This window comes from Pararhizobium polonicum (genome assembly GCF_001687365.1).
Taxonomy (GTDB): domain Bacteria; phylum Pseudomonadota; class Alphaproteobacteria; order Rhizobiales; family Rhizobiaceae; genus Pararhizobium; species Pararhizobium polonicum.
The window spans coordinates 87,004-111,076 of sequence record NZ_LGLV01000011.1 but is presented as its reverse complement, the minus strand read 5'-3'; the positions used below and the strand labels follow the sequence as shown (position 1 = coordinate 111,076).

The following is a 24,073-nucleotide window of genomic DNA, read 5'->3' as shown; positions in this document are numbered from 1 at the left end:
AATCCTTGCTTCACGAGTTCGACAGGGATAGGCAGGCGACCGGCCGTATCAATCGACCTTTCACCGCCAGATCACAACCGGCAGCCGTCGAGATGGGGCGCATACCGCCTTTTTGATCCGCATGCAGAGGCGGATGCGACCATTGCACACAGCCGGTCAACACTTGGTGATCCCATGAAAAACACGAGATTCTTCCGCGAAAGACGCCATGCGTCAACGCGGCTATTCCCCGTCTCCGCCGGTCGGCGCCAGCAGGCCAAGTTCTTCGAGATCCAGCTGTGTGATCGGATCCTCGTCCTCGCCAAAACCATCATCGCCAAGCGGCACGGGTATCTGGAAGTTGGCGGGAATGCGGCCGGAGAGCAGCCCCGCCCCTTTCAATTCCTCAAGACCGGGCAGATCGCGCAGTTCCTCAAGGCCGAAATGATCGAGGAAATCCCGCGTGGTCCCAAAGGTTACCGGCCGGCCGGGAGTCCGGCGGCGGCCGCGAAACCGGATCCAGCCGGCTTCCATCAAAACGTCCAGCGTGCCCTTGGAGGTCTGCACGCCGCGAATGTCCTCGATTTCCGCACGGGTCACGGGCTGATGATAGGCAATGATGGCCAGCACTTCGAGGGCTGCCCGCGACAGTTTGCGCACCTCGTTTTCATCCGCCTGGACGACGAAGGAGAGATCGGCGGCGGTGCGGAAAGCCCAATGATCGGCAATCTGAAGTAGGTTGACGCCGCGCTCGGCATAGATCGATTTCAACCGCCTCATGATACGCGCAACATCGGCGCCCCTTGGCAGGCGCGCGGCAATATAGCCTTCGGAGACCGGCTGGGCCGATGCGAAGACCAGCGCTTCGGCGATGCGTTCGGCTTCCAGCTCGATCCGGGGATCAAGAAGGGTTTCCGTTACGCCCGCGTCATCCTGTTCCTCGATCATCCCCGGCAGATGCTCTTGCGGATCAATCACGCCCCGCCTCCATATCCGCCAGCCCCTCGGCGGTCAGCGGGTTTGGCCCCTGGCGCAGATAGATCGGCGAAAACGCGCCATCCTGACGGATTTCGAGCCGTCCTTCGCGCACCATTTCGAGCGATGCGGCAAAGGAGCTGGCAATCGCCGTTGCGCGCTCCTTCGGGCTGGTCATGTAGCGCAGCAAAAAATGATCGAGCGCGGTCCAGTCGACCATCTCGCCGATCAGCCGGGCGAGAATCAGGCGCGCATCGGCCAGCGACCAGACCTGCCGCTTCTCGATGGTCACCTGCATCACCGCTTCGCGCTGGCGCAGCGAAGCATAGGCATTGAGCAGATCGTAGAGCGAAGCCTCGAAGGCCGATGTCTTTTCCACCGGGATATGTTCGGGCGCACCGCGGGCAAAGACGTCGCGGCCGAGCCGGTTGCGGTTGATCAGCCGGGTCGCCGCCTCACGCATGGCTTCAAGACGCTTGAGGCGGAACGCCAGCGCAGAGGCCATTTCCTCGCCCGATGGCCCCTCGTCCTTGGCCTGCTGCGGGATCAGCAGCCGGGACTTCAGAAAGGCGAGCCAAGCCGCCATGACAAGATAGTCGGCTGCAAGCTCAAGCCGGATGCTGTGGGCGCGCTCGATGAAGGCGATATATTGCTCGGCAAGCGCCAGGACGGAGATACGGGACAGGTCGACGCGCTGGTTGCGGGCGAGATGCAGCAGAAGATCGAGCGGGCCTTCGAAACCGGCGATATCGACAACAAGCGCTTCCTCATGCAGGCCACGATCGGACGTTTCATCCTGCCACAGCGGATCCATCGGCGCTCTTGCCGCCGGTTTCTTCTGCGTGTCGCCGGCGTTGTTCACGATTGCCCTACCCCTGAAATCAGCGCGTGCCCCCTATGCGATGGCCAGCATGCCGTTGAACTCGTCGCGCAGCGCTGCCTCGTCGGCTGCGTCCGGCTTGGCAAAGCCTGCCTCGACCGCTTTCACCCGGCGCAACGTATCACCGGAAATGACCGGGGCCACGCGTGCGACCTGAAGCATTTCATCCATGATGCCGTGGCAATGCAACACAATATCGAGGCCGGCCGCAACAATACCGCGTGCCCGCGTCTCGATATCGCCCGCCAGGGCGTTCATCGAGACATCGTCCGATAACAGCAATCCATCAAAACCGATATGGCCACGGATGACCTCGCGCACGACCTTGGCAGAGGTCGTCGCCGGATTGTCCGGATCGATGGCGGTAAAGACGATATGGGCGGACATCCCCATCAGCTCGTTCTTCATGGCAACGAAGGGCAGGAAATCGCTTCCGGCCAGTTCGTCGAAGGCGGTATCCACGACCGGCAGCTTGTGATGGGAATCGACAAAGGCCCTGCCATGGCCCGGCATATGCTTCATGACAGGCAGCATGCCGCCTGCCTTGAGGCCTGCAGCGGCGGCGGCGCCAATTTCTGCGACGGCGCGCGGATCGTAGCCATAGGCGCGATTGCCGATGACATCGCTGCTGCCCTCGATCGGCACGTCGAGTACAGGCAGGCAATCCACAGTGATGCCGAACCGCATCAGGTCGAAGGCATGCAGCCGCGACATCAGCCACGCGGCGCGCAGTCCCTGTTCGCGATCCCGGCGGTAAATTTCACCGATCGCGGCTCCATTCGGATATTGCGCGACGATCGGCGGACGGATGCGCTGGACACGGCCGCCTTCCTGGTCGATCAGCACGGGAGCATCGGGATTGCCGATACTGTCGCGCAACGCGGCCGTCAGATCGGCAATCTGCTCGGGTTCGCCGATATTGCGTCCGAAGAGAATGAAGCCCCATGGCCGCTCACCGGCAAAGAAGGCCTTTTCATCGGAGGTGAGGGTCAGGCCCTTGCAGCCTGAAATGAATGCTTTTGATTCGGTCATGTCGAAATCATAGTCGTTGCTGCCCGCAAGGCGAATGCCAGTTTGGCCAACCCCGACAATCATTCACAGCTATTGCAGCCTGCCTTGAAAACCAAAAGGCGCGGCTGTTACGCCACGCCTTTTGAAAATCCGTTTTTCCGCCAGCCTACCTCGTCACGAGGCAGCTGCCGCCGGCGCTCTTGTATTGCGAGCACAGCGCGTTGGCGGCATCGCGGGTACCGGCCGGGATACGCACCCGGAAATAGGTGCCCTTGCCGGCAATCTCGGCCTTCTTGATATCGACGCCCTTGCCGCCGATCACACCGCCGAACTTGCCGGACAGCGACTTGTAGGACGCCTGGGCTTCGGCTTCGGACGGCAGCGAAGCGATCTGGATCACGTAAGTGCCTGGCGCGATGGAAGCCGTTTCGACAGGCTTGGCCTCAGCAACCGGCTGGGCAGCGGCCTGATCGTTCTTGAAGGTATCGACAACCTTGGCCTGCTCCGCGACCGGACGCGTCTGAGGCACCGGACTGGTGTCGGCAACCGCTGAGGTCTTAACGGAGCGAACCGGTGCCGTTTCCTCGACTGCCGCATCGGCGGCCTCGGCAAGCGCGCTTTTCTGGCCTTGCGCGGCAAGCTGAGCGGCGACCGGCTGGGATTGCGAGGTCGAGGCTGTCTGCGTCACCGTCGTGGTCTTGACGACCTTGACCTGCGGATCGCCCTTGTTTGCATTGGTCTCTGCCGAAGCGACGTTCGTCGCAGCGGGCTCCTCGCGGGCAACCAGGGTGCCATCCGGCTTGACGATCATCGTGCGGACCTTGCGCGGCGATACGGCAGGCGACTGGTCTTCATCGGCAGCAGCGTTTTCCGCCGTCTGTCCATCAGGCAAAAGCCGGTCGCTGCCATCATCGTCCACCGGCGTCACGCCGGGCAGATCGTCATTGGCACCTTCGAGCGGCAGGTTCTCCGGCGTCAGGGTCCGCTGGACGACATCCACCGGCTCTTCCGTGGAAGAGACCAGAGTGCCTTGCTGCGGCATGGTGTCCTGTGCGCCGGCAACGCGGTCGTAGACGGCCTTGTCCTGGTTCGGAACGGTCTTGCCGCCCTTCTCAACAGGCACCATCTTGACCGGCGTCTTGTCAGCCAGAATGATCTTCGGTTCTCCGCCGGAAAGCGCTGAACCGCCGCCCATGAAGGCATAGACGCCAACGCCGCCGAAGATCGCCAGACCGGCAACAGCCGCGGCCAGCAGCATCATACGGCGCTTGTTCACGCCGGTGCGTTCGTCGTCGTAATCGCTGTTATCCGTATAGCCCGAACCAACGGCAAGGCGGTCCGAAGATGGATCGGTGTCCTGGCGCTGGGTCAGCGACAACCGGAAATCCTCTTCCATGGCCTTTTCGAACTCATCGAAATCTTCTTCGACGCGGGCGCCCGAAGAAACGGCCGGCGAGACGGACTGGGCAACGGAGCCGAACCCATGCTCGTCTTCGGCAACCCGGTCGGAACTTGGCGTGGCACGGCTCGGCGTGCCAAAAAGCTGCGCCATTTCAGCGTCGATATCGAGATCGTAGTCCGGCTGATGGACAACGGGACGTTCCTGCTCGACGACAGGCAATTGCGGCACATTGAGATCGCCGATCGTCGCCACGCTCTCTTCCGTTTCCGCGATCATCGACGGATCGAAAGCCAGCACGCTTTCCGGCTCTTCTGCGACCTGCTCGCGGACCGGCCGAATATCCGTGACGGGTGCCGCATAGGCGATGACCGGTTCGGCCGCGACGGGCTTGACGGGCGTAACGTTGACCGGCGCCGCATTGACGGGCGCAAAGGCCGTTTCCTGCGCGGCAAGCTCGAATTCGGAGGGATCAATGTCCAGATCGATACCGGAAAGATCCAGCTCGAACGTGTCGAGATCGAAATCCGGCTCCGCGTCGGTGACCGGCTTCAGAGCCGGGGCGGCCTCGATCACCACCGGCTCCACGAATGTCTCGGCAGGCTGGTAGGCCGCCTCGGCGACAGCTGCCGGGACGGGCGCCACGACAGGCGATGGTACGACCGCCGCGGCAAGTGGCGTCGCAAATGCCTTCTGTGACAACACGCCGCCAGTCGAGGCGACAGGTGTGGCGCGGCTGAAGGACGGGGTGAAGGGATAATTGACCTTGCGTGTGACGTCCGGCGACGAAACCGCCTTTGCAGCGGCGGTTGCGGGAACCGGAAACCGCTCGATATCGGCCAAAAGGGCGTCGATGCCATGCGGGTCCTTGGGCGAGATGACGACATCGCCAGAGACAGGTGCAGGCTCGGGCTGCCATTCAGGCAGATCGTCCTGCGCACGCGCTTCCGGCACGGCAACATCTGCTACCGGCTGCTCGATTTCAGCGCGAAAGTCATCGACGGGCTCGAATGCAACAGGCTCTTCGAACACAGGCGAAGCGACAGACGCGTCGGAACGTTCCTCATGTGCGGCGAAATCCGCTTCCGGTTCGAAGCGCGGTGTCTGCTGGGTTTCAACGTCCGGCGTCTCGACCAGGGTTTCATCATAGCCGATGGACAGCTCAAGTTCGCGCTCGAGATCCGTTCCGTCAAAAACCGGTTCGTTCCACTGCTCGACCGCCCAGCCATTGCCGACGTCCGGGGCGGCAGCCTCCGGCTCCTGCGGCCAGGACTGAGCGACAGGCTCAGACTGCGTGCTGGCTTCGAAAGGATCGGCCTCCACGAAAGCCGGCTCTTTAGCAACAGGCATCACGGATGCGGCAGCATCGGCCACGGGCTCGAAAGGAAGCTCTTCCGCCTGATATTCGACCACTGCCGGTTCGACGGACTGCGCGGGAGCAAAATCATATTCCGCTTCAAGCGGAGTGAAGGAGACAGGCTCTTCGACAGGCGCAGGTTCAGCGACATGCACCGGTGGAGCGACCTGCGGCGCGTCATAAACATCGAACTCCCGCAGGAGTTCGTCCTCCAGATCGAGCACCGGCTCCTGGCGAATCAGATCGCGGTGTTTTTCGAGCTCCTGCAGCTGCTGGACCGCGGGACGATTGTCATAGCCGACAATGCGGGCGAGTTCGGCCAATGGATCATCATCCGCCAAAACGTCGAATTCCGCAGTCCCGCTTCGTGCCAATTGTTTGTCTGCCATGCGCTCCACTCACAACTTACTAGCCAGTCATTGCCAGTGCATTGTGGGTAAATGGTGACAATACTATCGCATCTCATCCGGTGCAGCGGTACCTGTAATAGACAGGCCCGACTTCAACACCGAGGCGACAGCACGCACCAACCCTAGTCTGGCAACGGTCAATTCTCCATTTTTATCGTTAACAAAACGTAATTCATGAGCATCTTTACCTTTATTCCAGTGCGCATGGAAGGCACTGGCAAGATCATAGAGGTAAAACGCGATCCTGTGAGGCTCCTGCGACAGTGCCGCAGCCTCGATAACACGCGGATATTCTGCCAGCTTGGCAACCAGCTGCAGCTCGTTCGAATCGGAGATATTGCCTTCGATAGCGCCGGCGAGATCGACGGTCGCGAAGTCGATATCCGGAAAAGCTTCAGCCGCCTGCCGGAAAACCGACATGCAACGCGCATGGGCATACTGCACGTAGAAGACCGGGTTATCCTTCGACTGTTCTGTCACCTTGGCAAAGTCGAAGTCCAGCGGTTCCGAACTCTTGCGATAGATCATCATGAACCGCACGGAATCCCGGCCGACTTCCTCGACCACATCCCGCAGCGTGACGAAATCGCCAGAGCGCTTCGACATCTTCACCGGCTCGCCGTCACGGAAGAGTTTGACGAGCTGGCACAGAAGCACCGTCAGCTTCGAAGAGCCGCCGGAAACGGCGCGCGCCACAGCCTCAAGCCGCTTGACGTAACCACCATGGTCGGCCCCCAGCACATAGATCATTTCGTTGAAGCCGCGATCGAACTTGTCCTTGAAATAGGCAACGTCGGCGGCAAAGTAAGTATAGGAACCGTCCGACTTGATCAGCGGCCGGTCGATATCGTCACCGACTTCGGTCGAGCGGAACAGGGTCTGTTCGCGGTCTTCCCAGTCTTCCGGCAGCTGCCCCTTCGGCGGCGGCAAGGCGCCCTTGTAGACATGGCCCTTGAAGGTCAGGTCGTTGATGGCGTTACGGATCCGTCCGGCGCCGTCGGCATGCAGGGTCCGCTCGGAGAAGAAGACGTCGTGATGAACGTTGAGAGCTGCCAAATCCTCACGGATCATCACCATCATCGCATCGATGGTCCGGTCCTTGACCAGCGGCATCCACTTGTCTTCCGGCATGAGCCGAAGGCTGGTGCCGAATTCATGCACCAGCGCCTCGCCGACCGGAACGAGATAATCGCCGGGATAGAGCCCAGCCGGGATTTCGCCGATCTTTTCGCCGAGCGCCTCGCGGTACCGCAGGAAAGCGGACCGGGCGAGCGTATCGATCTGCGAGCCGGCGTCGTTGATGTAATATTCCTTGGTCACCTCGTAACCGGCAAACTCCAGCAGGTTGGCCAGCGTGTCGCCGACGACGGCACCACGGCAATGGCCGACATGCATCGGACCGGTCGGATTGGCCGAGACATATTCGACATTGACCTTGCGGCCGGCACCGACCGTGCTCTTGCCGTATGCGGTGCCTTCGGCAACCATCACGGCCAGCAGCTTCTGCCAATAGGCAACCGAAAGCTTGACGTTGATGAAGCCAGGGCCAGCCACCGAGACACCGGCCACTTCCGGATCTTCCTGCAGCTTGGCGACGATCTGGTCGGCAAGCGCACGCGGATTGGTGCCGAGCGGCTTGGCCAGCACCATTGCCGCATTCGTCGCGACGTCACCATGGCTCGCGTCACGGGGCGATTCAACGCTGATTCGGCTGAAATCAAGCTCTGATCGATTTTCACGCACGATATCAAGCGCTTCCAGGACGTTTTTAATTCTTGATCCGAAGTCAGTGAAAAGATTCATGGCACCCATCCGCTCTGCTCCGCCTAAAGGCGCGCGAGATCGCGTTAATATCGTTCAGGCCGCTGACAGCCCGATATGTTCGCTGCTGCCGTAACCGGCGCGGTGACTACCGCAAATCAGGAGTATGGTCAAACAAGCGCTGGTGCACGGCAATGGCATAAGTATCGGTCATTCCGGCCAGATAGTCGCCCACATGGCGGGCCTTGGCAGGTTCGGCCATGCCGGCGATCTGGTCTATCCAGTAATGCTTCTGCATCTCACGCGGGTCGGCCATGAAGGCGTTGTAGAGGTCGGTGACGATCTGGGCCGCATTGGCGCGAACACGCATCACCTCGGGATGGCGATAGATCCGTGTCATCAGCATCTTCTTGATCTGCTGGTCCGTCTTCGACATGTCGCCGGAGAACGTGGCAATCACCCTGCCCGCATTGCGCACGTCCGCTGCGCTGTCGGGGCGAATATCCTTGAGATTGTCCTGCGCGACAGTGATCACATCCTCGACCATGGCGGTGATCTGACGGCGCATGATTTCGTGGGTGAAGCGGCTTGCCTCCAGCCCCGGATAGCGGCCTCCGACCTCGCGCATCAGGCCGGCCAGGAAGGGAATTTCTTCCAACATCTCGAACGTCAGATAGCCGGACCGCAATCCGTCATCGATATCGTGGGTGTTGTAGGCGATATCGTCGGCAATCGCCGCCACCTGTGCTTCGAGGCTGGCAAAGCTCGCCAGCTCCAGATCGTGCACGGCGCAATAGTCGAGAATGGGCTGGGGAACCGGGCCACGCATGCCCTCGCCGCTCGCAGCCACCAGTGGTCCATTGTGCTTGACCAGCCCTTCCAGGCTCTCCCATGTCAGATTGAGGCCATCGAATTCGGCGTATCGGCGTTCAAGCTTGGTGACGATGCGCAAAGACTGCGCATTATGATCGAAGCCGCCGTAGGGCTCGAGCATTTCGTGCAGCGCGTCTTCGCCGGTATGGCCAAAGGGCGTGTGGCCGAAATCATGGACGAGCGCGACCCCCTCGGCGAGATCCTCGTCCAGCTTCAGCGCACGGGCCAGCGCACGGGCGATCTGCGCGACCTCGATCGTATGGGTCAGCCGTGTGCGATAATGGTCGCCGTCGGCGGCGATGAAGACCTGGGTCTTGTGCTTCAGGCGGCGGAAGGCCGTGGTATGAACGATACGGTCGCGGTCGCGCTGGAAATCCGAGCGCGTCAGGCTGCCGGTTTCCGGAAACAGCCGTCCCCGGCTCGCCCACGGATCGGAGGCGAAAATCGCACGTTCACCGGCACCGAAACCAAGCGCATGTCTGTCCAATGTCATTTCCCGTTCAGCATCCCATTGACGCGGTATTAAAGCCTTCATACCTATAGTGGGCGCTGCAGGAAAGCACCGAGTGGAAAACACCCGGACCTTGAACGAAAACAAGGATTTGCTGCGCAATCGATCCTTCCCGGCTGTCGGTAATACTGGACGACGGGTGACGTAAACAGCGAATCTCTCCGGTTCTTGACCCCGGCAGGAGGTAGATATGACCACTGAAACTGTAACTCTCTCGGACTCGGCGGCAAAACGCATTGCCGTGATCCTGAAATCGGATGCCGAGAAAAAGGCCATGCGCGTTTCCGTCGAAGGCGGCGGATGTTCGGGCTTTTCCTACAAGTTCGATCTGGTCGGCGATGCCGACGATGACGACCTCATTCTGGAGAAGGGCGAGGCGAAGGTGCTGATCGACAGCCTGTCGCTGGTCTATATGAGCGGCTCCGAAATCGACTTCGTCGACAATCTGCTCGGCCAATCCTTCCAGATCAAGAACCCGAATGCGGTGGCGAGCTGCGGCTGCGGCACGAGCTTCTCGGTCTGACGAAAGCGCATCGCCCTACAGATAGGGCGACCCCAGCCAGAAAATCTTGTTGAGCAGACGCGTGGCAAACGGCTTGGCGCGCAGGTCGGCTAGCGTCACCGGCTGTGCATTCTTCAGCACCGTCTGGATTTTCTGGCCGACGGCGCCGGCGAAACCGGCGTCCAGCACTTCCAGATCGATCTCGAAATTCAGCCGCAGCGAGCGCGGATCGAGATTCGAGGAGCCGACATAGGTCCAGCGATCATCCACCGTCATCAGCTTGGCGTGATTGAAAGCACCGGTGGCCCGCCAGATGCGGCACCCGCCCTTAAGGGGCTGGTCGAACTGCGCCGTCATGGCACGATCGACCAGCATCAGGTTGTTGACGGCCGGAACGATGATATCGACCTCGACCCCGCGCATGGCCGCCGTAACAAGGGCGCTGATCAGCTCCCGGTCCGGCAGGAAATAAGGCGACATGATGCGGATATTCCGCCGTGCGATCGAAAACGCCCCCATCATCATCTTGTGGTTGGATTCGTTGGCCCGGTCGGGACCGGACGGCACGGCGCGCATCAGCATCGCCGGCTTCTGCTGTTGCGGCGCAAGCGAAATTTTCCACGCTTCACCGTCCAGCGCTTCCCGGCTGGCAAACTGCCAGTCTTCCGATGCCACCTGAAAGAGATCGGCAACGACCGGTCCAGATACACGGAAATGCGTATCGCGCGCCTGGTCATCGCCGGCAAATTCCGCCGTGAACCCGGAGCGGATGTTCATGCCGCCGGTAAAGGCAACGGCGCCATCGACCACAAGGATTTTCCGGTGCGTGCGCAGATTGGCGTAAGGGAGCCGCAGCCCCATGATGATGTTGCCGTTGAAAACCCTCACCGTCACCCCACCGGCCTGCAGATAGCCGACGATACTCGGGACCGAATATCGCGCACCAACCGCGTCGATCAGTATCCGCACCGTAACGCCGCGCTTGACTGCTGCGATCAACGCATCGGCAAAGCGCAGTCCGACGGGGTCGCGGTCAAAAATATAGGTCTCGAGCAGAATGGAACGCGTTGCAGCCGCGATCTGCTGCAGCATCATCGCGTAGGCGGCATCGCCGCCCTCCAGCATGGTGATGCCGTTTCCGCCGCACATGCGATGCCGGCTGACGCGGTCTCCCAGCAGCTTCATCGCCCCGAATCGCTGGCCGAACCGATCAGCGACAACGGCACTCGAAATATCGAACCGGCCCATGGCATCCGGTCCGCGCTCGCGAAACAGCGACCGCTGCTGTCCGATCGACGAGCGGCGAATGCGATTGATGCCGGCAACCGCATAGATGAGCGCGCCGATCACAGGCGACAGAAGGATCACACCGACCCAGCCGAGCGCCGAGCGCACCTCGTCCTTGGTCATCGTGGCGTGAATGGCAGCCGGCACACCGAGGACGACGGAGAGCACGGCCAGAACATGCGGCCAGTAGGTTGTGAGCACAACGATCATGCTCTCGACTATAGCGGGCCGGGGTCAGGAAGCAATTCGACACGCTCCTCATAACGCCTTCCCTGCACATCGGATTTGTCAAAAGAAACCACCGGGGCTAAAAGGAAAGCAGGCCTTCGCGCCGCAGCCAAAAGGACGTCAACCGCATGAAAATCGTTACCTGGAACATCAACGGCGTCAGGGCCCGCATCGACGTCCTCGTGGCCTGGCTGAAGGAATCGCAGCCCGATATCGTCTGCCTTCAGGAAATCAAAACGATGGACGAAGGCTTTCCGCGCGCGGAAATCGAAGCGCTTGGCTATCATGTCGAGACCCACGGCCAGAAGGGCTTCAACGGCGTCGCTCTTCTTTCGAAGCTGCGGCCGGACGAAGTCAATCGCGGCTTGCCGGGCAATGATTCCGACGAGCAGTCCCGGTTCATTGAAGGTGTGTTTTCGATCGAAGGCGGTGCAATCCGCGTCTGCTCGCTCTACCTGCCGAACGGCAATCCGGTCGAAACGGAGAAATATCCGTATAAACTGTCCTGGATGGACCGCCTCAATGCTTTTGCGCAGAGTCGGCTTGCCCTGGAAGAACCGCTGATTCTGGCGGGTGACTACAACGTCATCGCCGAGCCGCATGATTGCTGGGACGTCAAGGTCTGGCAGAACGACGCGCTGTTCCAGCCGCGCACGCGCCAGGCATTCCGCCGCCTCGAAAATCTCGGCTTCACCGATGCCGTCCGCGCAACAACGGATACGACGCCGCTCTATACATTCTGGGATTATCAGGCCGGCTGCTGGCCGAAGAATTTCGGCATCCGCATCGATCATCTGATGCTGTCGCCGGAAGCGGCCGACAAGCTGATCTCGACGAATGTCGAAAAGCACGTGCGCGCCTGGGAAAAGCCGTCCGATCACGTGCCGGTGGCAGCGGAGTTCAATTTCGCCGCATGAAGCGGCGGCCTGGACGGCTCAGTCGCTGTCGAGGTGAATGCTGTGTGACATGACGACGGCCGCGCGGCGGTCGTCTTCGCTGGCAATCGAGAAGGCCTGCTCCTGCAGGGATTGCAGCCAGGGCCGTTCCTTTGGCGTACATTGGTCGAGTGCCGCGGTCATATAGGCCAGCCCACGCGTCGTCTGACCTTCCTGGAAGATGACATTGCCGAAAACGCCCATGGCGCCGGCATGGCCGTTCTTGCGGGCGCGGTTGAGCCATTTCTTCGCCTGCTGGACATTGACGCTGCCGCCGTCGCCGGAGAGAAGCATTTTCGCCAGCTGAAACTGCGCCTCGGCAACACCGAAGGTGGAGGCTGCCTGGAAATAGAGCTGGCGGGCCTGGCTGAGATCGCTCTTGACCGGACTGTCGGGAATGCCGCGGCGATAGTAACCGGCCAGCGAAATCAGCGCATTGACGAAATAGCCGGTATCCTCGGAACCGGGCTCGACGCCCTTTTCCGCAATCTCGCTGTAGATCTTGAAGGCTTCCAGATCGTTTTCGGCCACGCCGTCGCCATAGGCATACATGTTGGCCAGTGCCCAGCGGGAGCCCGTATGGCCCTTTTCCGCGGCATAACGATAGGCTTCGACCGCTTCATCCTTGCGGCCATTCTTGTAGGCGGAGAAACCGAATTTGAAGAGAGCGAAAGGACCCGATTCCTTGGTGACGCCGGCACCCGGATCAAACGCACAGGCCACGCGTCCCTGCGCGGCCAGCGCGAGCGAAACACCCAGAACAAGAAACGTCAACGACCGGTAACCGCGTATCAGCATGATAGTCTATTTCTTCCGTTCAAACCCAAGAGCCGGTCTGTGCCAGTCCAAATGAGCTCTCTGCCGTGAACGTCGTTCGCCCCGGCAATTCCCCAACAGTAGCCAGCGTTTTCGGCAAGAGTACGGCCCGCCCCAGCCATACCATCCATCTCACGTCGATACGCTCTGCCAAGCAGCCCTGAAAAGCTGCTCCGAAGCCACGTAACATCACGAGAGACATGGATTTTTTCGAAAACGCGATGACTCATATTCCCTCAAACGCCGCATGCTCAAAACTTACTGGCACGTTTGTCAAGTCCATCGGTGCTCTTAGTTTGTGGCGGGAAATAGACACAATCGCCCACCGGCAGGTTGCGGCGAACTATAGAAAAGCATGTGTTGCTGAATCGTCACAAAACGTGATGCCCGAAACGTAAAAAATCCGATTTCGGCGGTTGCAATTCCCGGGAGGGAAACCATGCAAGTGGCGGAAATTTGGCCCTGAACGCGACAACGCTCATGCACGCCGTGAGGGACTGACGCAGGCCGCGGGCGCGACAATGAACCACCACGAATACATAAAGGCCCGATGCGAACACCGGGCCTCCTGGGATGATGATCGCCAGATGATCAGAACTTGACCTTCAGTGAGGTGGAGACAGCGCTGACGATGTCATTGCCGAAGTTGTACTTCACATCCTCGCCAACCGAGCTGCCGCTTGTCAAAAGACCAATGGCACCAGCGAGCCTCAGTTCGACATTCTCGGTCGGCGAATAGGATACGCCGGTTCCGAGCGTCCAGGTATCGGTCTGATTGCCGTAACCATGGCTGGTACCACGGTCCCAGGTCAGGCTGGCCGCGCCGCTCCATTTATCGTTGAATTTGTGACCGACACCGCCCGAAACTGTCCAACCATCCCGATAGAGAAGAGTAAGGCTTGTCGGAAGGTTACGTGGATCGAGAGTGCTGTTCGGAGTGATCTGAATGACCTGCAACTGGCTCCAGTCCGTCCACTTGACCGATCCGAAGACGAGCCAACCGGGGGCTACGCCGGTCTGAACCTTGAGTTCCAGAGAGTCCGGCATGGAAGCAAAGCTGGATACATCGTATTTGGTGCCCGGAACAAAACCACCAGCCCCGTTCGGAAGGAGAACCTTGGTCAGATCGATCGTCCCGCCGAGATTGTCGAGATCCACTGCGCTGTTGTAGACAAGGCTCGCGCGAAACGCATATTCGGGAATTTCATAGGCCGCGCCAGCGCGCCAGCCCCAGCCGCTGCCATCCAAGTCAAGGCGGCCAATGCCGTCAAAGCCCGGCATCAGAACTGGGGTCACAAGGCGCTCCTTGAAGCCACTGACTTCCTGGTAAAAAGCACCACCGATAATGCGGAACTGGCCCTTACCAACGTCCCATTTGTAGGAACATGTCGCCGCGTAGTTGTCGCTCTCGATTTTCGTTTCGATATTGTCGTTGGCACCCATCCAGTTCGCACCCGGCTTGGTATGTGCGCCCCAGGGCTGCGAATAGTCGGCCATGCAGTCGACGCTGTCACCAAAACCGGCCTTTACGCCGATACGGGGAACCCAGTAGCCTTCCGTGTCACCAACACCATTGGTTTTGCCGGCACCGCGACCATTCGAGCCAATGCCGTTGCTAGGGTCCGTGTCCACGACATTGTCAAGCTTGCGCTGCGGATTGACATAGGTCGCCGCGGCTTCGGCCGCATAGGTCGATGGATCGAACAGCAGGTCGATATTGTAGCCGCCACGTTCCAGACCGCCAGCATTTGCAGCACTTGCGGCCAATGCAACAGTCAGTGCCGCCATCATGGCAGTCTTGATTTTCTTGTGAACCATCCGTCCCTCCCCTGAACACAGATCGGTCGCCGACGCGAACATCGGCCCCGCGAACGGAAGTATTGACTGCGAATTGCCAATGGCAAAGGCCTAGATTTGGCGATCAGCAGCTGTGGATCACGAGAAATTTACGTAAGAAAATATTGAACGGCGCAAAAATCGAAGAATTCAGCATGGAATTCTCCAAAATCTCCACACCGCATCATTCGTTAGAATAATTTTTCGGAAATGTATCTGAGTGTCACATCGACACAACAATGCCATTTTTTGACGTCTGCGCGCATCAGCGACGAAAGATGAGGCACAGAAGGCGGAATCCCCGCGTGTACGCGATAGAATCACGCAGAACGTGAGTAAGGCGGCCACCGCCGCCTTACTCGATCGATCTTCAATGGCTCAAGGCAGCGCCCCGGAACCCGAAGCGGTTGCCCCGGTTCCGCACGCCGTTCTGATTGCCGGTCTTCAACCGGCGTCTGCGACCCGCGCCAGCGCCACCCCCAGAGATGCCTTCTGGCCATCAAGCTCGGCGAGACGTTCGCGTTCCGCCTCGACCACATCCGGACGGGCATTGGCCACGAACTTTTCATTGGAAAGCTTGCCGAGGATACGCTCACGCTCCTGGTCAACCTTGCCAACAGCCTTTTCGAGCCGCAGCTTTTCAGCCGCCAGATCGATCAGGCTGCCGAGCGGCAGGCAAACCGTCGCTTCGCCGACCACGATCTGGGCGCTGCCCTTCGGGGCCGCCGCAGCGAGATCGATGGCATCCACACGCGCCAGCCGGCGGATGGCCGCGGCATGCCGTTCCAGCCGCTCCTTCGTCTGCGTGCTCGCCTCGACGACCACGAGCGGCGCGATGGCCGCCGGCGGCACGTTCATTTCCGAGCGCACCGAACGGATGCCCGACACCAGATCGATCAGCCAGTTGATCTCGCTTGCAGCTGCGTCATCGGCATAGGACGCTGCCGGCCAGTCCGCGTGGCAGAGCAGGCTGTCGCGCGTCCTGCTCTCGCCGGCCGTCTGCGCCCAGAGCTCCTCCGTCATGAACGGCATGAAGGGGTGCAGCAGCTTGTAGGTCTCATCGAGAACATAGGCGACACACGCCTGCGATTCCGCCTTCCCGGCTTCATCGTCACCGCTGAAGACAGGCTTCAGCAATTCCAGATACCAGTCGCAGAACTGGTTCCAGACGAAGCGGTAGAGGCTGCCGGCCGCCTCGTTGAACCTGTAGCCTTCAATGGCTTCGGTCACGTCGCGGATCGCGCGGGAAAGCTCGGTGAGAATCCAGCGATTGATCGTCAGCGAGCAGGTTTCGGGCACGAACTTCGGATCGTTGGCAACGCCGTTCATGCCGGCAAAGCGCGTCGCGTTCCAGAGCTTGGTGCCGAAATTGCGATAGCCGGCGATGCGGGCCGGATCGAGCTTCACATCGCGGCCCTGCGCCGCCATGATTGCCAGCGTGAACCGCAGCGAATCGGCGCCGTATTCGTCGATCAGTTCCAGGGGGTCGATGACGTTGCCCTTCGACTTCGACATCTTGGCGCCGTTCTTGTCGCGCACCAGAGCATGAATGTAGACGGTGTGGAAGGGCTCGACCGGATTGCCGGCTTCATCCTTCATGAAATGCAGGCCCATCTGCATCATCCGGACAACCCAGAACGGAATGATGTCAAACCCGGTCACCAGAACGTTGGTCGGATAGTATCGGGCCAATTCGGGTGTCTTGTCCGGCCATCCCAGCGTCGAGAACGGCCAGAGCGCCGACGAGAACCACGTATCGAGAACGTCTTCGTCACGCGTCAGGATCTCGCCCGGCTTGAAGTTCTCCAGCAGGTCCTCGACATAGGCCTTCATCGGCCCTTCATGCGCCAGATAATGCTGAATAGCCGCATGCAGCGCTTCTTCCTCGGTCTTCTCGACGAAAACCTGACCATCAGGACCGTACCAGGCAGGAATCTGGTGTCCCCACCAGAGCTGGCGGGAAATGCACCAGGGCTCGATGTTTTCCAGCCACTGGAAATAGGTCTTTTCCCAGCTTTTTGGAACGAATTGGGTGCGGCCTTGCCGAACCGAGGCGATGGCCGGCTTGGCCAGCGTCTTGTTGTCCACCCACCATTGCTCGGTCAAACGCGGCTCGATCGGCACGCCACCGCGATCGCCGTGCGGAACCATATGCTGATGCGGCTCGATCTTGTCGAGCAGGCCGGCTTCTTCGAAAATCTCGACGATGATCTTCCGCGCGGTGAAGCGATCCTGTCCTTCCAGCCGGTCCCAGGCACCATGCAGGGCGGCCGGATGGTCGAGTCCTTCCAGAAAGTCCTCGTTTTCCTTGATGGTAACGGTGGCATCGATATTGAGGATGCTGATCTGGCGAAGACCGGTACGCTTGCCGACTTCGAAGTCGTTGAAATCATGCGCCGGCGTAATCTTGACCGCACCGGTGCCCTCGGCCGGATCGGCATAGTCATCGGCAACGATCGGTATCCTGCGGCCGACGATCGGCAGAATGACATGTTTGCCAACAATCGATTTGTACCGCTCGTCTTCCGGATTGACCGCAATGCCGGTGTCGCCGAGCATGGTTTCCGGCCGCGTGGTCGCAACAACCAGATAGTCGCGCGTTTCAAACTCGGTCGGCTTGCCCTCTTCGTCAAAGGCAATCGGGTGCTGATAGGTAACGCCCTTTTCCAGCGGATAGCGCAGATGCCAGAGATGCCCCTTGATCTCGATCTGCTCGACCTCCATGTCGGAGATCGCCGTCAGTAGCTTCGGGTCCCAGTTGACCAGACGCTTGTCCTTGTAGATCAGGCCATCCTTGTAGAGCGAGACAAAGACCTCAAGAACAGCCTTCGACAGACCTTCATCCATGGTGAAGCGTTCGCGCGACCAGTCGCAGGATGCGCCCAGACGCTTCAGCTGGTTGAAGATCAGGCCGCCGGATTCGGCCTTCCATTCCCAGACCTTGTCGATGAAGGCCTCGCGACCCATTTCGCGGCGGTGCAATTGGCGTTCCATCAGTTTGCGCTCGACGACCATCTGTGTGGCGATGCCGGCGTGATCCATGCCCGGCTGCCACAACACGTCCTTGCCGCGCATGCGCTCGAAGCGCACCATGACGTCCTGAAGCGTGTTGTTCAGCGCATGTCCCATGTGCAGCGAACCGGTCACGTTCGGCGGCGGGATGACGACGCAGAAGCTCTCGGCGCCCGGTTTTGCACCTGCGCCGGCGCGGAAGGCGTCCTCGTCATCCCATAGCTGGGCGATACGGGGTTCGACAGCGGCGGAATCATAGGTTTTTTCAAGCATTCTGGAGCCAAACTTGCTGATTGATATCGGTGGTTTGTAAATCGGAACGAGGCTTTGGTGTCAACAATAACACCAAAAAAGCCGCCAGTGTGGTTGCTGGCGGCTTTGCAGATGGAAAAAGCGTGGTCTACCGCCGGGGACCGCGCGCGACGCGCTCGATTTCCTCGCGCACCAGCCGCTCAACGAGCGTCGGCAGATTGTCATCGAGCCATTCCTGCAGCATCGGGCGCAGCATGTCCTCGGCAATCTCATCGAAAGAGCGTCGGGCGCTGCTGTCGACGGCCAGGGCCAGATCGCCGAACGACCGCGCAACCTGCTCGCCGACCGCAGGCGAAACGATGGCTGCCGTATCCTTTTCCGGGACGACGGCAAGCGGCTGGCGCAATTCTGCCGGCTGCTCGACGGCGACGGTCGGTGCCGGTTCGGCTTTCTCCTCGGCTGCAACAATCGGCTGGGCGACGGAAACTGCCGCCGCCGGCGACGGCTCATGCCTGACCTCTGGCTGCGAAGGCAGCGGAGCGGACACAGGCGCCATACGGGAGGTTACCATCGGATTGTCGGACCGGGCCGGATTGTCGGATCGGGCGCGAATGGCGGAAGACGGGCTTTCCGGCTCCCGCAGCGGAACCGCGTGCCGCTCCGAGGCGGCGCGAACACGCGCCGCGACATCGGCAAGCGATAGCGGCGGCGCCGGTGTTGCGGGCCTCGCACTCGCCTCCTGCTGCTCTCGCGGCTGGAAAGGCACGGACGGAGCGGGATGAGCCTCCCCGGTCTCGAATTCCGGGGCGATCCCTTCATCGTCGATCGTCAGACGAATGTCTTCAGCATCGTCGTCATAGCCGCGATAGGCATCATCCGGAGCCCGGCCAAAATCGTTGGCGGGGAAACCAGGAATGCCCGGCTCGTTGCTTTCGATGATCTTTCGAATGGACGCAAGAATTTCGTCCATCGAAGGTTCACGCGCTACATTGGGCTGTGCCATTCTTATCCCCGTTTCTGCGGTCGCGTTTAATCGAGACATTGCCGCGCAGTCATTGGTACGGACTGTATGCGAGTTCACATCGGAACAAAACGCTGCGAATCATCAAGTAGGAATCATGCACAGGTTTGTTCGCCACGTCACCCGCTGCATTACAGCATCGCGAAACCGCCCGTTCAGGACGGTCGCGCCATTTTTGGAAACGTTGGCGTTATGAGGCGATAAGATCACCGGTCATCGACTGTGCGCAATCCGAACCACTTGTCCTTGACCTCTTCATAATGTTCCTCGGCACGATATTCAGCCACCTGCAGGCCCTGACTGCGAACGGTCAGGCGCCCCGTCGCCGCCAGCAGCGAATAGCTGGCAACCACGGCATTGCGCTGCGACGAAACAAGGCTCTCCTCGGCAACCAGAACACTCTGCTGCGCATCAAGCACGTCGAGCGTCGTGCGCTGGCCGACCTTGCGCTCCTCGATGACACCCGCCAGCGCCATGTTGGCCGCACTGACCTGCGCCTTGTTGGCAATGGTCGTCGCCAGCGCTGCCTCCAACTGGGCATGAGCGGACACGATCGTCTGCTGAACCGCCGCGCGGGCGGAATCGACGAGAATGCGCTGCTGGCCGAGACGCTCCTTGGCCTGCCGGATCTGGCCGTATTCAGCGCCCCCCTGGTAGAGCGGCACTTCGAGACGGGCGGTAATGGTGGCCCTTGTGCTATCGAGACCGCTTGCGGTACGCTCCGATGCATCGCCTGTATTGCGCGCCACGGAGCCTTGCACCACCACGCCGGGCAACATCGTTCCCTCCGCGGATTTGACCCTGTATCCTGCCGCATCGACATTGTACTGCGCGGCGGCAATCGTCGGGTTATCGCGTAAACCGGCCGCAACAGCCTGATCGAGCGTCTTCGGCAGAGCTTTCGATGCCGGTGCGGGCTGTTTCACGCCCGCCGGCGCATCACCGACGATCTGCACATAGACGGATTCACTCTGCTTCAGCTGGGCAATGGCGTTTGCCAATATGGCTTGCGCGCTCGCAAGCTCTGCCTCGGCCTGACTAACGTCTGTCCGCGTTCCCTCGCCAACGCCCAGGCGCGACTGGGCGGCCTTCAACTGTTCCTTGAGGAAGGCCAGGTTCTGCTTCCGGATCGCCACGATCCGCTGGTCTCTCGCAATATTTGCATAGGACTGCGCGGCTGCCAGCAGGATGGAAATTTCGTTAGCCTTGAGCGTCTCACGGCTCGAAAATACGTTGGCCTCCGCAGCCCTGACATTGTTCAATGTCTGGAATCCATCGAAAATCTGCTGCGTCACCGTAATGCTGGCAACCCCAGTATGAAAGTCCTCGACCGTGTCCTTCAGGCCGAAGCGCCGCTCCATTTCCAGCGAGGTCAAGGTCCCCTGCACGCTTGCCGAAACCTGTGGCCGGTAGCCGGATTTGGCGATCGGGACACCTTCGTCGGTTGCGCGAAGACCGGCGCGAACAGCGTTGAGATCCGGATTGTTCTGATAAGCCTTGGCCATCGCACCGGTAATGGTTTCAGCGGAAACGGTGCAAGGCATGAACCACACTGCGGTGGAAAGAGCCGCCGCCACAGCCGTCTTATAAAAAATCGACACAATTTTTACTCCGGTACGGAAGCTGCTGCGATCAGCGCCTCCCAATTCCGCACAATATCGACGGTCCGGATCCCCCGGATAGCTGCCGCGTCCTGCCATATTCGGCCAGCAGACGAAAAATACAGAAAATACACCGCCCCAATAGCCCCCAAGGCTTCCTTTGAAGCCCGGATTGGACGTGCGAACAACCATGTCGGCTCTTGCCTATGGGGCAAACAGCAGAGAAACGGAGATCACGTTGCCAAATCGCAACATTGCGATCTGCGCGGCGGCAATCGGATATTGCGTGCTCTCGATCAGCGGATCGTCAAAAGACGAATTCGCGGGCCAGCCGGAATCCCGGCAGCGGCTTGACGGCTGTGTTGAACGCCAGCCGCTCCGATGTCTTGCCGTTTTCCCGCAGGAAGAGCTGGGCACGTGACGCATTGCCAAAGCCAACCACCGCCACCAGACGACCGCCGTCATTCAACTGTGCCAGAAGTGATGCCGGGACCGTCTCGACCGCGCCGTGAACGAAGATCACGTCATACGGCGCGTGTGCCGCATGGCCCTTTTCGAGCTCGCCCGTGACGACCGAAACATTCGAATAACCGAGACGGGTCAAAGTTGCCGTTGCTTCCGAAGCAAGTGCGGCATCGCTTTCGAGCGCCACCACCGAACCGGCAAGGTCCGACAGAATTGCCGATGCGTAGCCCGTGCCGCAACCGACCTCGAGCACCTTGTCGCCCTTGGAAATTTCGGCCAGCTGGAGAAGCTTGGCCAGGGGCGACGGCTCCATCAGGTAGCGCCGGCCAGTGGCAGGATCTGCCGACAGCTCGATATCGCTGTCGATATAGGCCAGCGGCTTCATCCCCACAGGCACGAACTCTTCTCGCGGAACCGACAGGAATGCCGAAAGAACGGCGTGCGACGTCACATCCGTCGTGCGGATCTGGTTGTCGACCATCTTGATGCGTGCTGCTTCGAAATTCATCCTGCCTGCCCTCGTGATCCGGATCGTCTTCCGGCGTTTGCGCGCTTTTGGCTTGCGCAGATAAAACAACCGGTGGCGTGAGTCGACCGGGCATGGCCAAGCTCATAAATCCGCGCATCTGCCGTTTCAAGCTATGGAATGCAGTTCTTGCAAAAAAGCAAGCTTCACAAAAGCCGGCACACATATTCTGGTTCCCATCTGCAAGAAATCCGGTCAGATTCCCCATGCATTGAACCGAATCGCCGGAACGGGAGGCGTAAAAGTGCAAGTGCGTTTTAAACAGCCACGTCTGACCAATCTTATTCGGCTTGGACTTTTCTCGACAGCTTTGGTCTTTTCCAGCCCAGGACATCAGAGCGCGATGGCCGCCGAAGCGATTTTCGATGAACTGCGTTTCGGCACCAGTGCCTCGATCAATGGCGGAGACGGGCGCGAATCGGGCATCTTTCCGTCCGCCACGATATTCTTCGATCCGCTGTCGAGCGGCGGGACGGCAACATGGCAGCAGTCCATTCTCGAACCGAGGATCTATCTTGGCACCTCCATCGGCGCAGGCGGCGGGGTCGATCAGATTTATGGCGGCTTCAGCTGGACCGCCGATATCACCGACCGTTTCTTTGTCGAACTCGGCCTTGGGGGGACCGTTCACAATGGCAATCTGGATAGCGGCGCTCGCGGGCCGGATCTGGGATGCCGCCTGCTCTTTCGCGAGCAGGTCGCGGTCGGTTACCGGGTAACGGACAACTGGCGGATCCTGGCAACGGCGGACCATTCGTCGCACGCCAATCTGTGCGACGGGCCGAACGATGGCCTCAGCCATGCAGGCCTGGCCATCGGATACAAGTTTTAATCCCGCTTCCGGCCTCAGCCGGCAGGGGCCGCTTCCAGGCCGACAAGTCCGATTTTCGCATAGCCCGCCCTCTGGATGAGGTTCATGACCGCCATCAGCTCGCCGTAGTCGACGGCCTTGTCGGCGCGCAGCAGGATGCGGGTCTGCGTATTGCCCTCGGTCATGCGGTTGAGCTCCGCGACGAAATCGTCGCGTTCGGTTTCATCGTTGCCCAGCGCCAGGGAGAGGTCGGCCTTCAGGGTAACGAAAACCGGCTTGTCGTCGCGCTTGACCGGTGCTGCGGCCGATTGCGGCAGGTCGACCTTCATATCGACGGTGGCGAGCGGCGCCGCCACCATGAAGATGATCAACAGAACGAGCATGACGTCGATGAAAGGAGTGACGTTGATCTCGCTGTTTTCCTCGAGGTCGCCGGCGCTTTCGCTGATCTTGCTGGCCATGGTCTTATCCGATCCGCGCGATGCCGGCTTCCGTATGCGCATGGCTTTCGGCCTTGCGCGGCGCGAGACGACGCGCCTGGCGGAAGTCGAGATCACGGCTGACGAGCCGTTCGACCGCAGCCGACGCATCGGCGAGGATCAGACGATAGCCGCTGATCGAGCGGGCGAAATAATTGTAGATGATGACGGCCGGGATAGCGGCAACGAGGCCGATGGCCGTTGCCAAAAGCGCTTCGGCGATACCGGGGGCGACGATGGCAAGATTGGTCGTCTGCGCCTGGCTGATGCCGATGAACGAGTTCATGATGCCCCAGACCGTGCCGAAAAGCCCCACGAAGGGCGAGATCGAGCCGACCGTCGCGAGAATGCCGGTGCCGCTGGCAATGCGCTTGCCCGCCCCGGCCTCGATGCGGGACAGTTGCGATGCCACACGTTCCTTCACGCCCTGCGTCGAGACGATATCGAGGATCGCTTCCGATTTCGACAACTCGTCGCCCGCAGCCGCAATCATCTGCGCCGTAGGCCCCTTCTTAGCCGTCAAAGCCTCGCGAACATCCCGCAGGATCACCGCGTCGGACAAGGCCCGCACCGCGCGCCTGGCGCTGCTCTTTGCTGCCGCAAGTTCGAACGACTTGACGAGGAGAATGGCCCAGGTTGCGACCGATGCCAGAGCCAGGGCGCCCATGACACCCTTGACGACAATATCCGCGGCCATGAACATGCCGAGCGGCGAAAGGTCGTGCGGCAGGACCGGATTGGCTGCGTCTGCCTGCACATCATTCCGAACGGTTTCATCGTCCGGCGCGGTCTGCGCTGCATCATCCGTGGGCGTTGCCGGCAATACATTGCCTTCAGGCGCTGCCTGAACGGGCTGTTGCGTTTGGCTTGTTGCTGCAGCCGGTGTTTCCTGCGCGTGCAGCGCTCCGGCATTCGAGAAGGCCAGCAGCACGACCGCCAGCATCATCCATTTCGGCATTACCCGGTTCGGCATGATCTATCCTTATCTCATCATCGCCCACCGTCCGCTTGGGAGAACGGGATGGCAGGAACGCGCAAATCCATCATTTGACAGCCGGCCCCAGCGGCGCCGGCGTCCATCGCGGCTTCATATGACATACTATGGCGGAAAGACAAGGATTTGTGGAGTGCTTTAATCAAGAATAA

18 protein-coding genes are annotated in these 24,073 nt (G+C 60.3%); 3 read left to right on the top strand and 15 right to left on the bottom strand.

Features of this window, described 5'->3' with window-relative positions:
* Positions 1 to 222: 222 nt before the first annotated feature.
* The 6 genes from scpB to ADU59_RS17940 all read right to left on the bottom strand — a co-directional run bounded on the left by scpB (position 223) and on the right by ADU59_RS17940 (position 9,138).
* Positions 223 to 927, bottom strand: coding sequence for an SMC-Scp complex subunit ScpB (gene scpB, locus ADU59_RS17965; RefSeq protein ID WP_068955666.1), 705 nt, complete (start codon positions 925 to 927; stop codon positions 223 to 225).
* Positions 928 to 949: 22 nt separating this feature from the next.
* Positions 950 to 1,768 (bottom strand): segregation and condensation protein A, encoded by an 819-nt coding sequence (locus ADU59_RS17960; RefSeq protein WP_068955527.1) that lies wholly within the window; start codon positions 1,766 to 1,768, stop codon positions 950 to 952.
* An 81-nt stretch (positions 1,769 to 1,849) separates the two neighbouring features.
* Entirely contained in the window at positions 1,850 to 2,866 is a 1,017-nt protein-coding gene (nagZ, locus tag ADU59_RS17955) for a beta-N-acetylhexosaminidase (protein WP_068955665.1), read from the bottom strand.
* Between the two features lie 145 nt (positions 2,867 to 3,011).
* Entirely contained in the window at positions 3,012 to 5,990 is a 2,979-nt protein-coding gene (locus ADU59_RS17950; protein WP_068955526.1) for an SPOR domain-containing protein, read from the bottom strand.
* A gap of 63 nt (positions 5,991 to 6,053) precedes the next feature.
* Positions 6,054 to 7,814 (bottom strand): arginine--tRNA ligase, encoded by a 1,761-nt coding sequence (gene argS, locus ADU59_RS17945; protein WP_068955664.1) that lies wholly within the window; start codon positions 7,812 to 7,814, stop codon positions 6,054 to 6,056.
* A 106-nt stretch (positions 7,815 to 7,920) separates the two neighbouring features.
* Positions 7,921 to 9,138: a deoxyguanosinetriphosphate triphosphohydrolase gene (locus tag ADU59_RS17940; RefSeq protein WP_068955525.1), complete on the bottom strand. Its 1,218-nt coding sequence runs from the start codon at positions 9,136 to 9,138 to the stop codon at positions 7,921 to 7,923.
* A gap of 208 nt (positions 9,139 to 9,346) precedes the next feature.
* On the opposite strand from ADU59_RS17940, the gene erpA reads away from it, so the two are divergent.
* Positions 9,347 to 9,679 carry an iron-sulfur cluster insertion protein ErpA gene (erpA, locus tag ADU59_RS17935; RefSeq protein ID WP_068955524.1) on the top strand — a complete coding sequence of 111 codons (333 nt, stop codon included), beginning with the start codon at positions 9,347 to 9,349 and terminating at the stop codon, positions 9,677 to 9,679.
* A 15-nt stretch (positions 9,680 to 9,694) separates the two neighbouring features.
* Here erpA and ADU59_RS17930 read toward each other — a convergent pair whose 3' ends face one another.
* Complete coding sequence (locus tag ADU59_RS17930; RefSeq protein WP_068955523.1) at positions 9,695 to 11,155, bottom strand: phospholipase D-like domain-containing protein; 1,461 nt, start codon at positions 11,153 to 11,155, stop codon at positions 9,695 to 9,697.
* A gap of 146 nt (positions 11,156 to 11,301) precedes the next feature.
* On the opposite strand from ADU59_RS17930, the gene xth reads away from it, so the two are divergent.
* A complete protein-coding gene (gene xth / locus ADU59_RS17925) occupies positions 11,302 to 12,090 on the top strand; it encodes an exodeoxyribonuclease III (protein WP_068955522.1) in 789 nt (262 codons plus the stop codon).
* An 18-nt stretch (positions 12,091 to 12,108) separates the two neighbouring features.
* Here xth and exoR read toward each other — a convergent pair whose 3' ends face one another.
* The 6 genes from exoR to ADU59_RS17895 all read right to left on the bottom strand — a co-directional run bounded on the left by exoR (position 12,109) and on the right by ADU59_RS17895 (position 21,619).
* Positions 12,109 to 12,906: an exopolysaccharide production regulator ExoR gene (gene exoR / locus ADU59_RS17920; RefSeq protein WP_068955521.1), complete on the bottom strand. Its 798-nt coding sequence runs from the start codon at positions 12,904 to 12,906 to the stop codon at positions 12,109 to 12,111.
* Positions 12,907 to 13,515: 609 nt separating this feature from the next.
* Complete coding sequence (locus tag ADU59_RS17915; protein ID WP_068955520.1) at positions 13,516 to 14,742, bottom strand: OmpP1/FadL family transporter; 1,227 nt, start codon at positions 14,740 to 14,742, stop codon at positions 13,516 to 13,518.
* 462 nt (positions 14,743 to 15,204) lie between these two features.
* Complete coding sequence (locus ADU59_RS17910; protein ID WP_068955519.1) at positions 15,205 to 18,045, bottom strand: valine--tRNA ligase; 2,841 nt, start codon at positions 18,043 to 18,045, stop codon at positions 15,205 to 15,207.
* Positions 18,046 to 18,172: 127 nt separating this feature from the next.
* Positions 18,173 to 19,027 carry a PopZ family protein gene (locus ADU59_RS17905; protein WP_068955518.1) on the bottom strand — a complete coding sequence of 285 codons (855 nt, stop codon included), beginning with the start codon at positions 19,025 to 19,027 and terminating at the stop codon, positions 18,173 to 18,175.
* Positions 19,028 to 19,251: 224 nt separating this feature from the next.
* Positions 19,252 to 20,649 (bottom strand): TolC family outer membrane protein, encoded by a 1,398-nt coding sequence (locus tag ADU59_RS17900; RefSeq protein WP_068955663.1) that lies wholly within the window; start codon positions 20,647 to 20,649, stop codon positions 19,252 to 19,254.
* Positions 20,650 to 20,953: 304 nt separating this feature from the next.
* Positions 20,954 to 21,619: a protein-L-isoaspartate O-methyltransferase family protein gene (locus ADU59_RS17895; RefSeq protein ID WP_068955517.1), complete on the bottom strand. Its 666-nt coding sequence runs from the start codon at positions 21,617 to 21,619 to the stop codon at positions 20,954 to 20,956.
* Between the two features lie 133 nt (positions 21,620 to 21,752).
* On the opposite strand from ADU59_RS17895, the gene ADU59_RS17890 reads away from it, so the two are divergent.
* Positions 21,753 to 22,469: an acyloxyacyl hydrolase gene (locus ADU59_RS17890; RefSeq protein WP_083198328.1), complete on the top strand. Its 717-nt coding sequence runs from the start codon at positions 21,753 to 21,755 to the stop codon at positions 22,467 to 22,469.
* 14 nt (positions 22,470 to 22,483) lie between these two features.
* Here ADU59_RS17890 and exbD read toward each other — a convergent pair whose 3' ends face one another.
* Positions 22,484 to 22,909 carry a TonB system transport protein ExbD gene (gene exbD / locus ADU59_RS17885; protein WP_068955516.1) on the bottom strand — a complete coding sequence of 142 codons (426 nt, stop codon included), beginning with the start codon at positions 22,907 to 22,909 and terminating at the stop codon, positions 22,484 to 22,486.
* Between the two features lie 4 nt (positions 22,910 to 22,913).
* A complete protein-coding gene (gene exbB, locus ADU59_RS17880; RefSeq protein ID WP_068955515.1) occupies positions 22,914 to 23,900 on the bottom strand; it encodes a tonB-system energizer ExbB in 987 nt (328 codons plus the stop codon).
* Between the last annotated feature and the right edge of the window lie 173 nt (positions 23,901 to 24,073).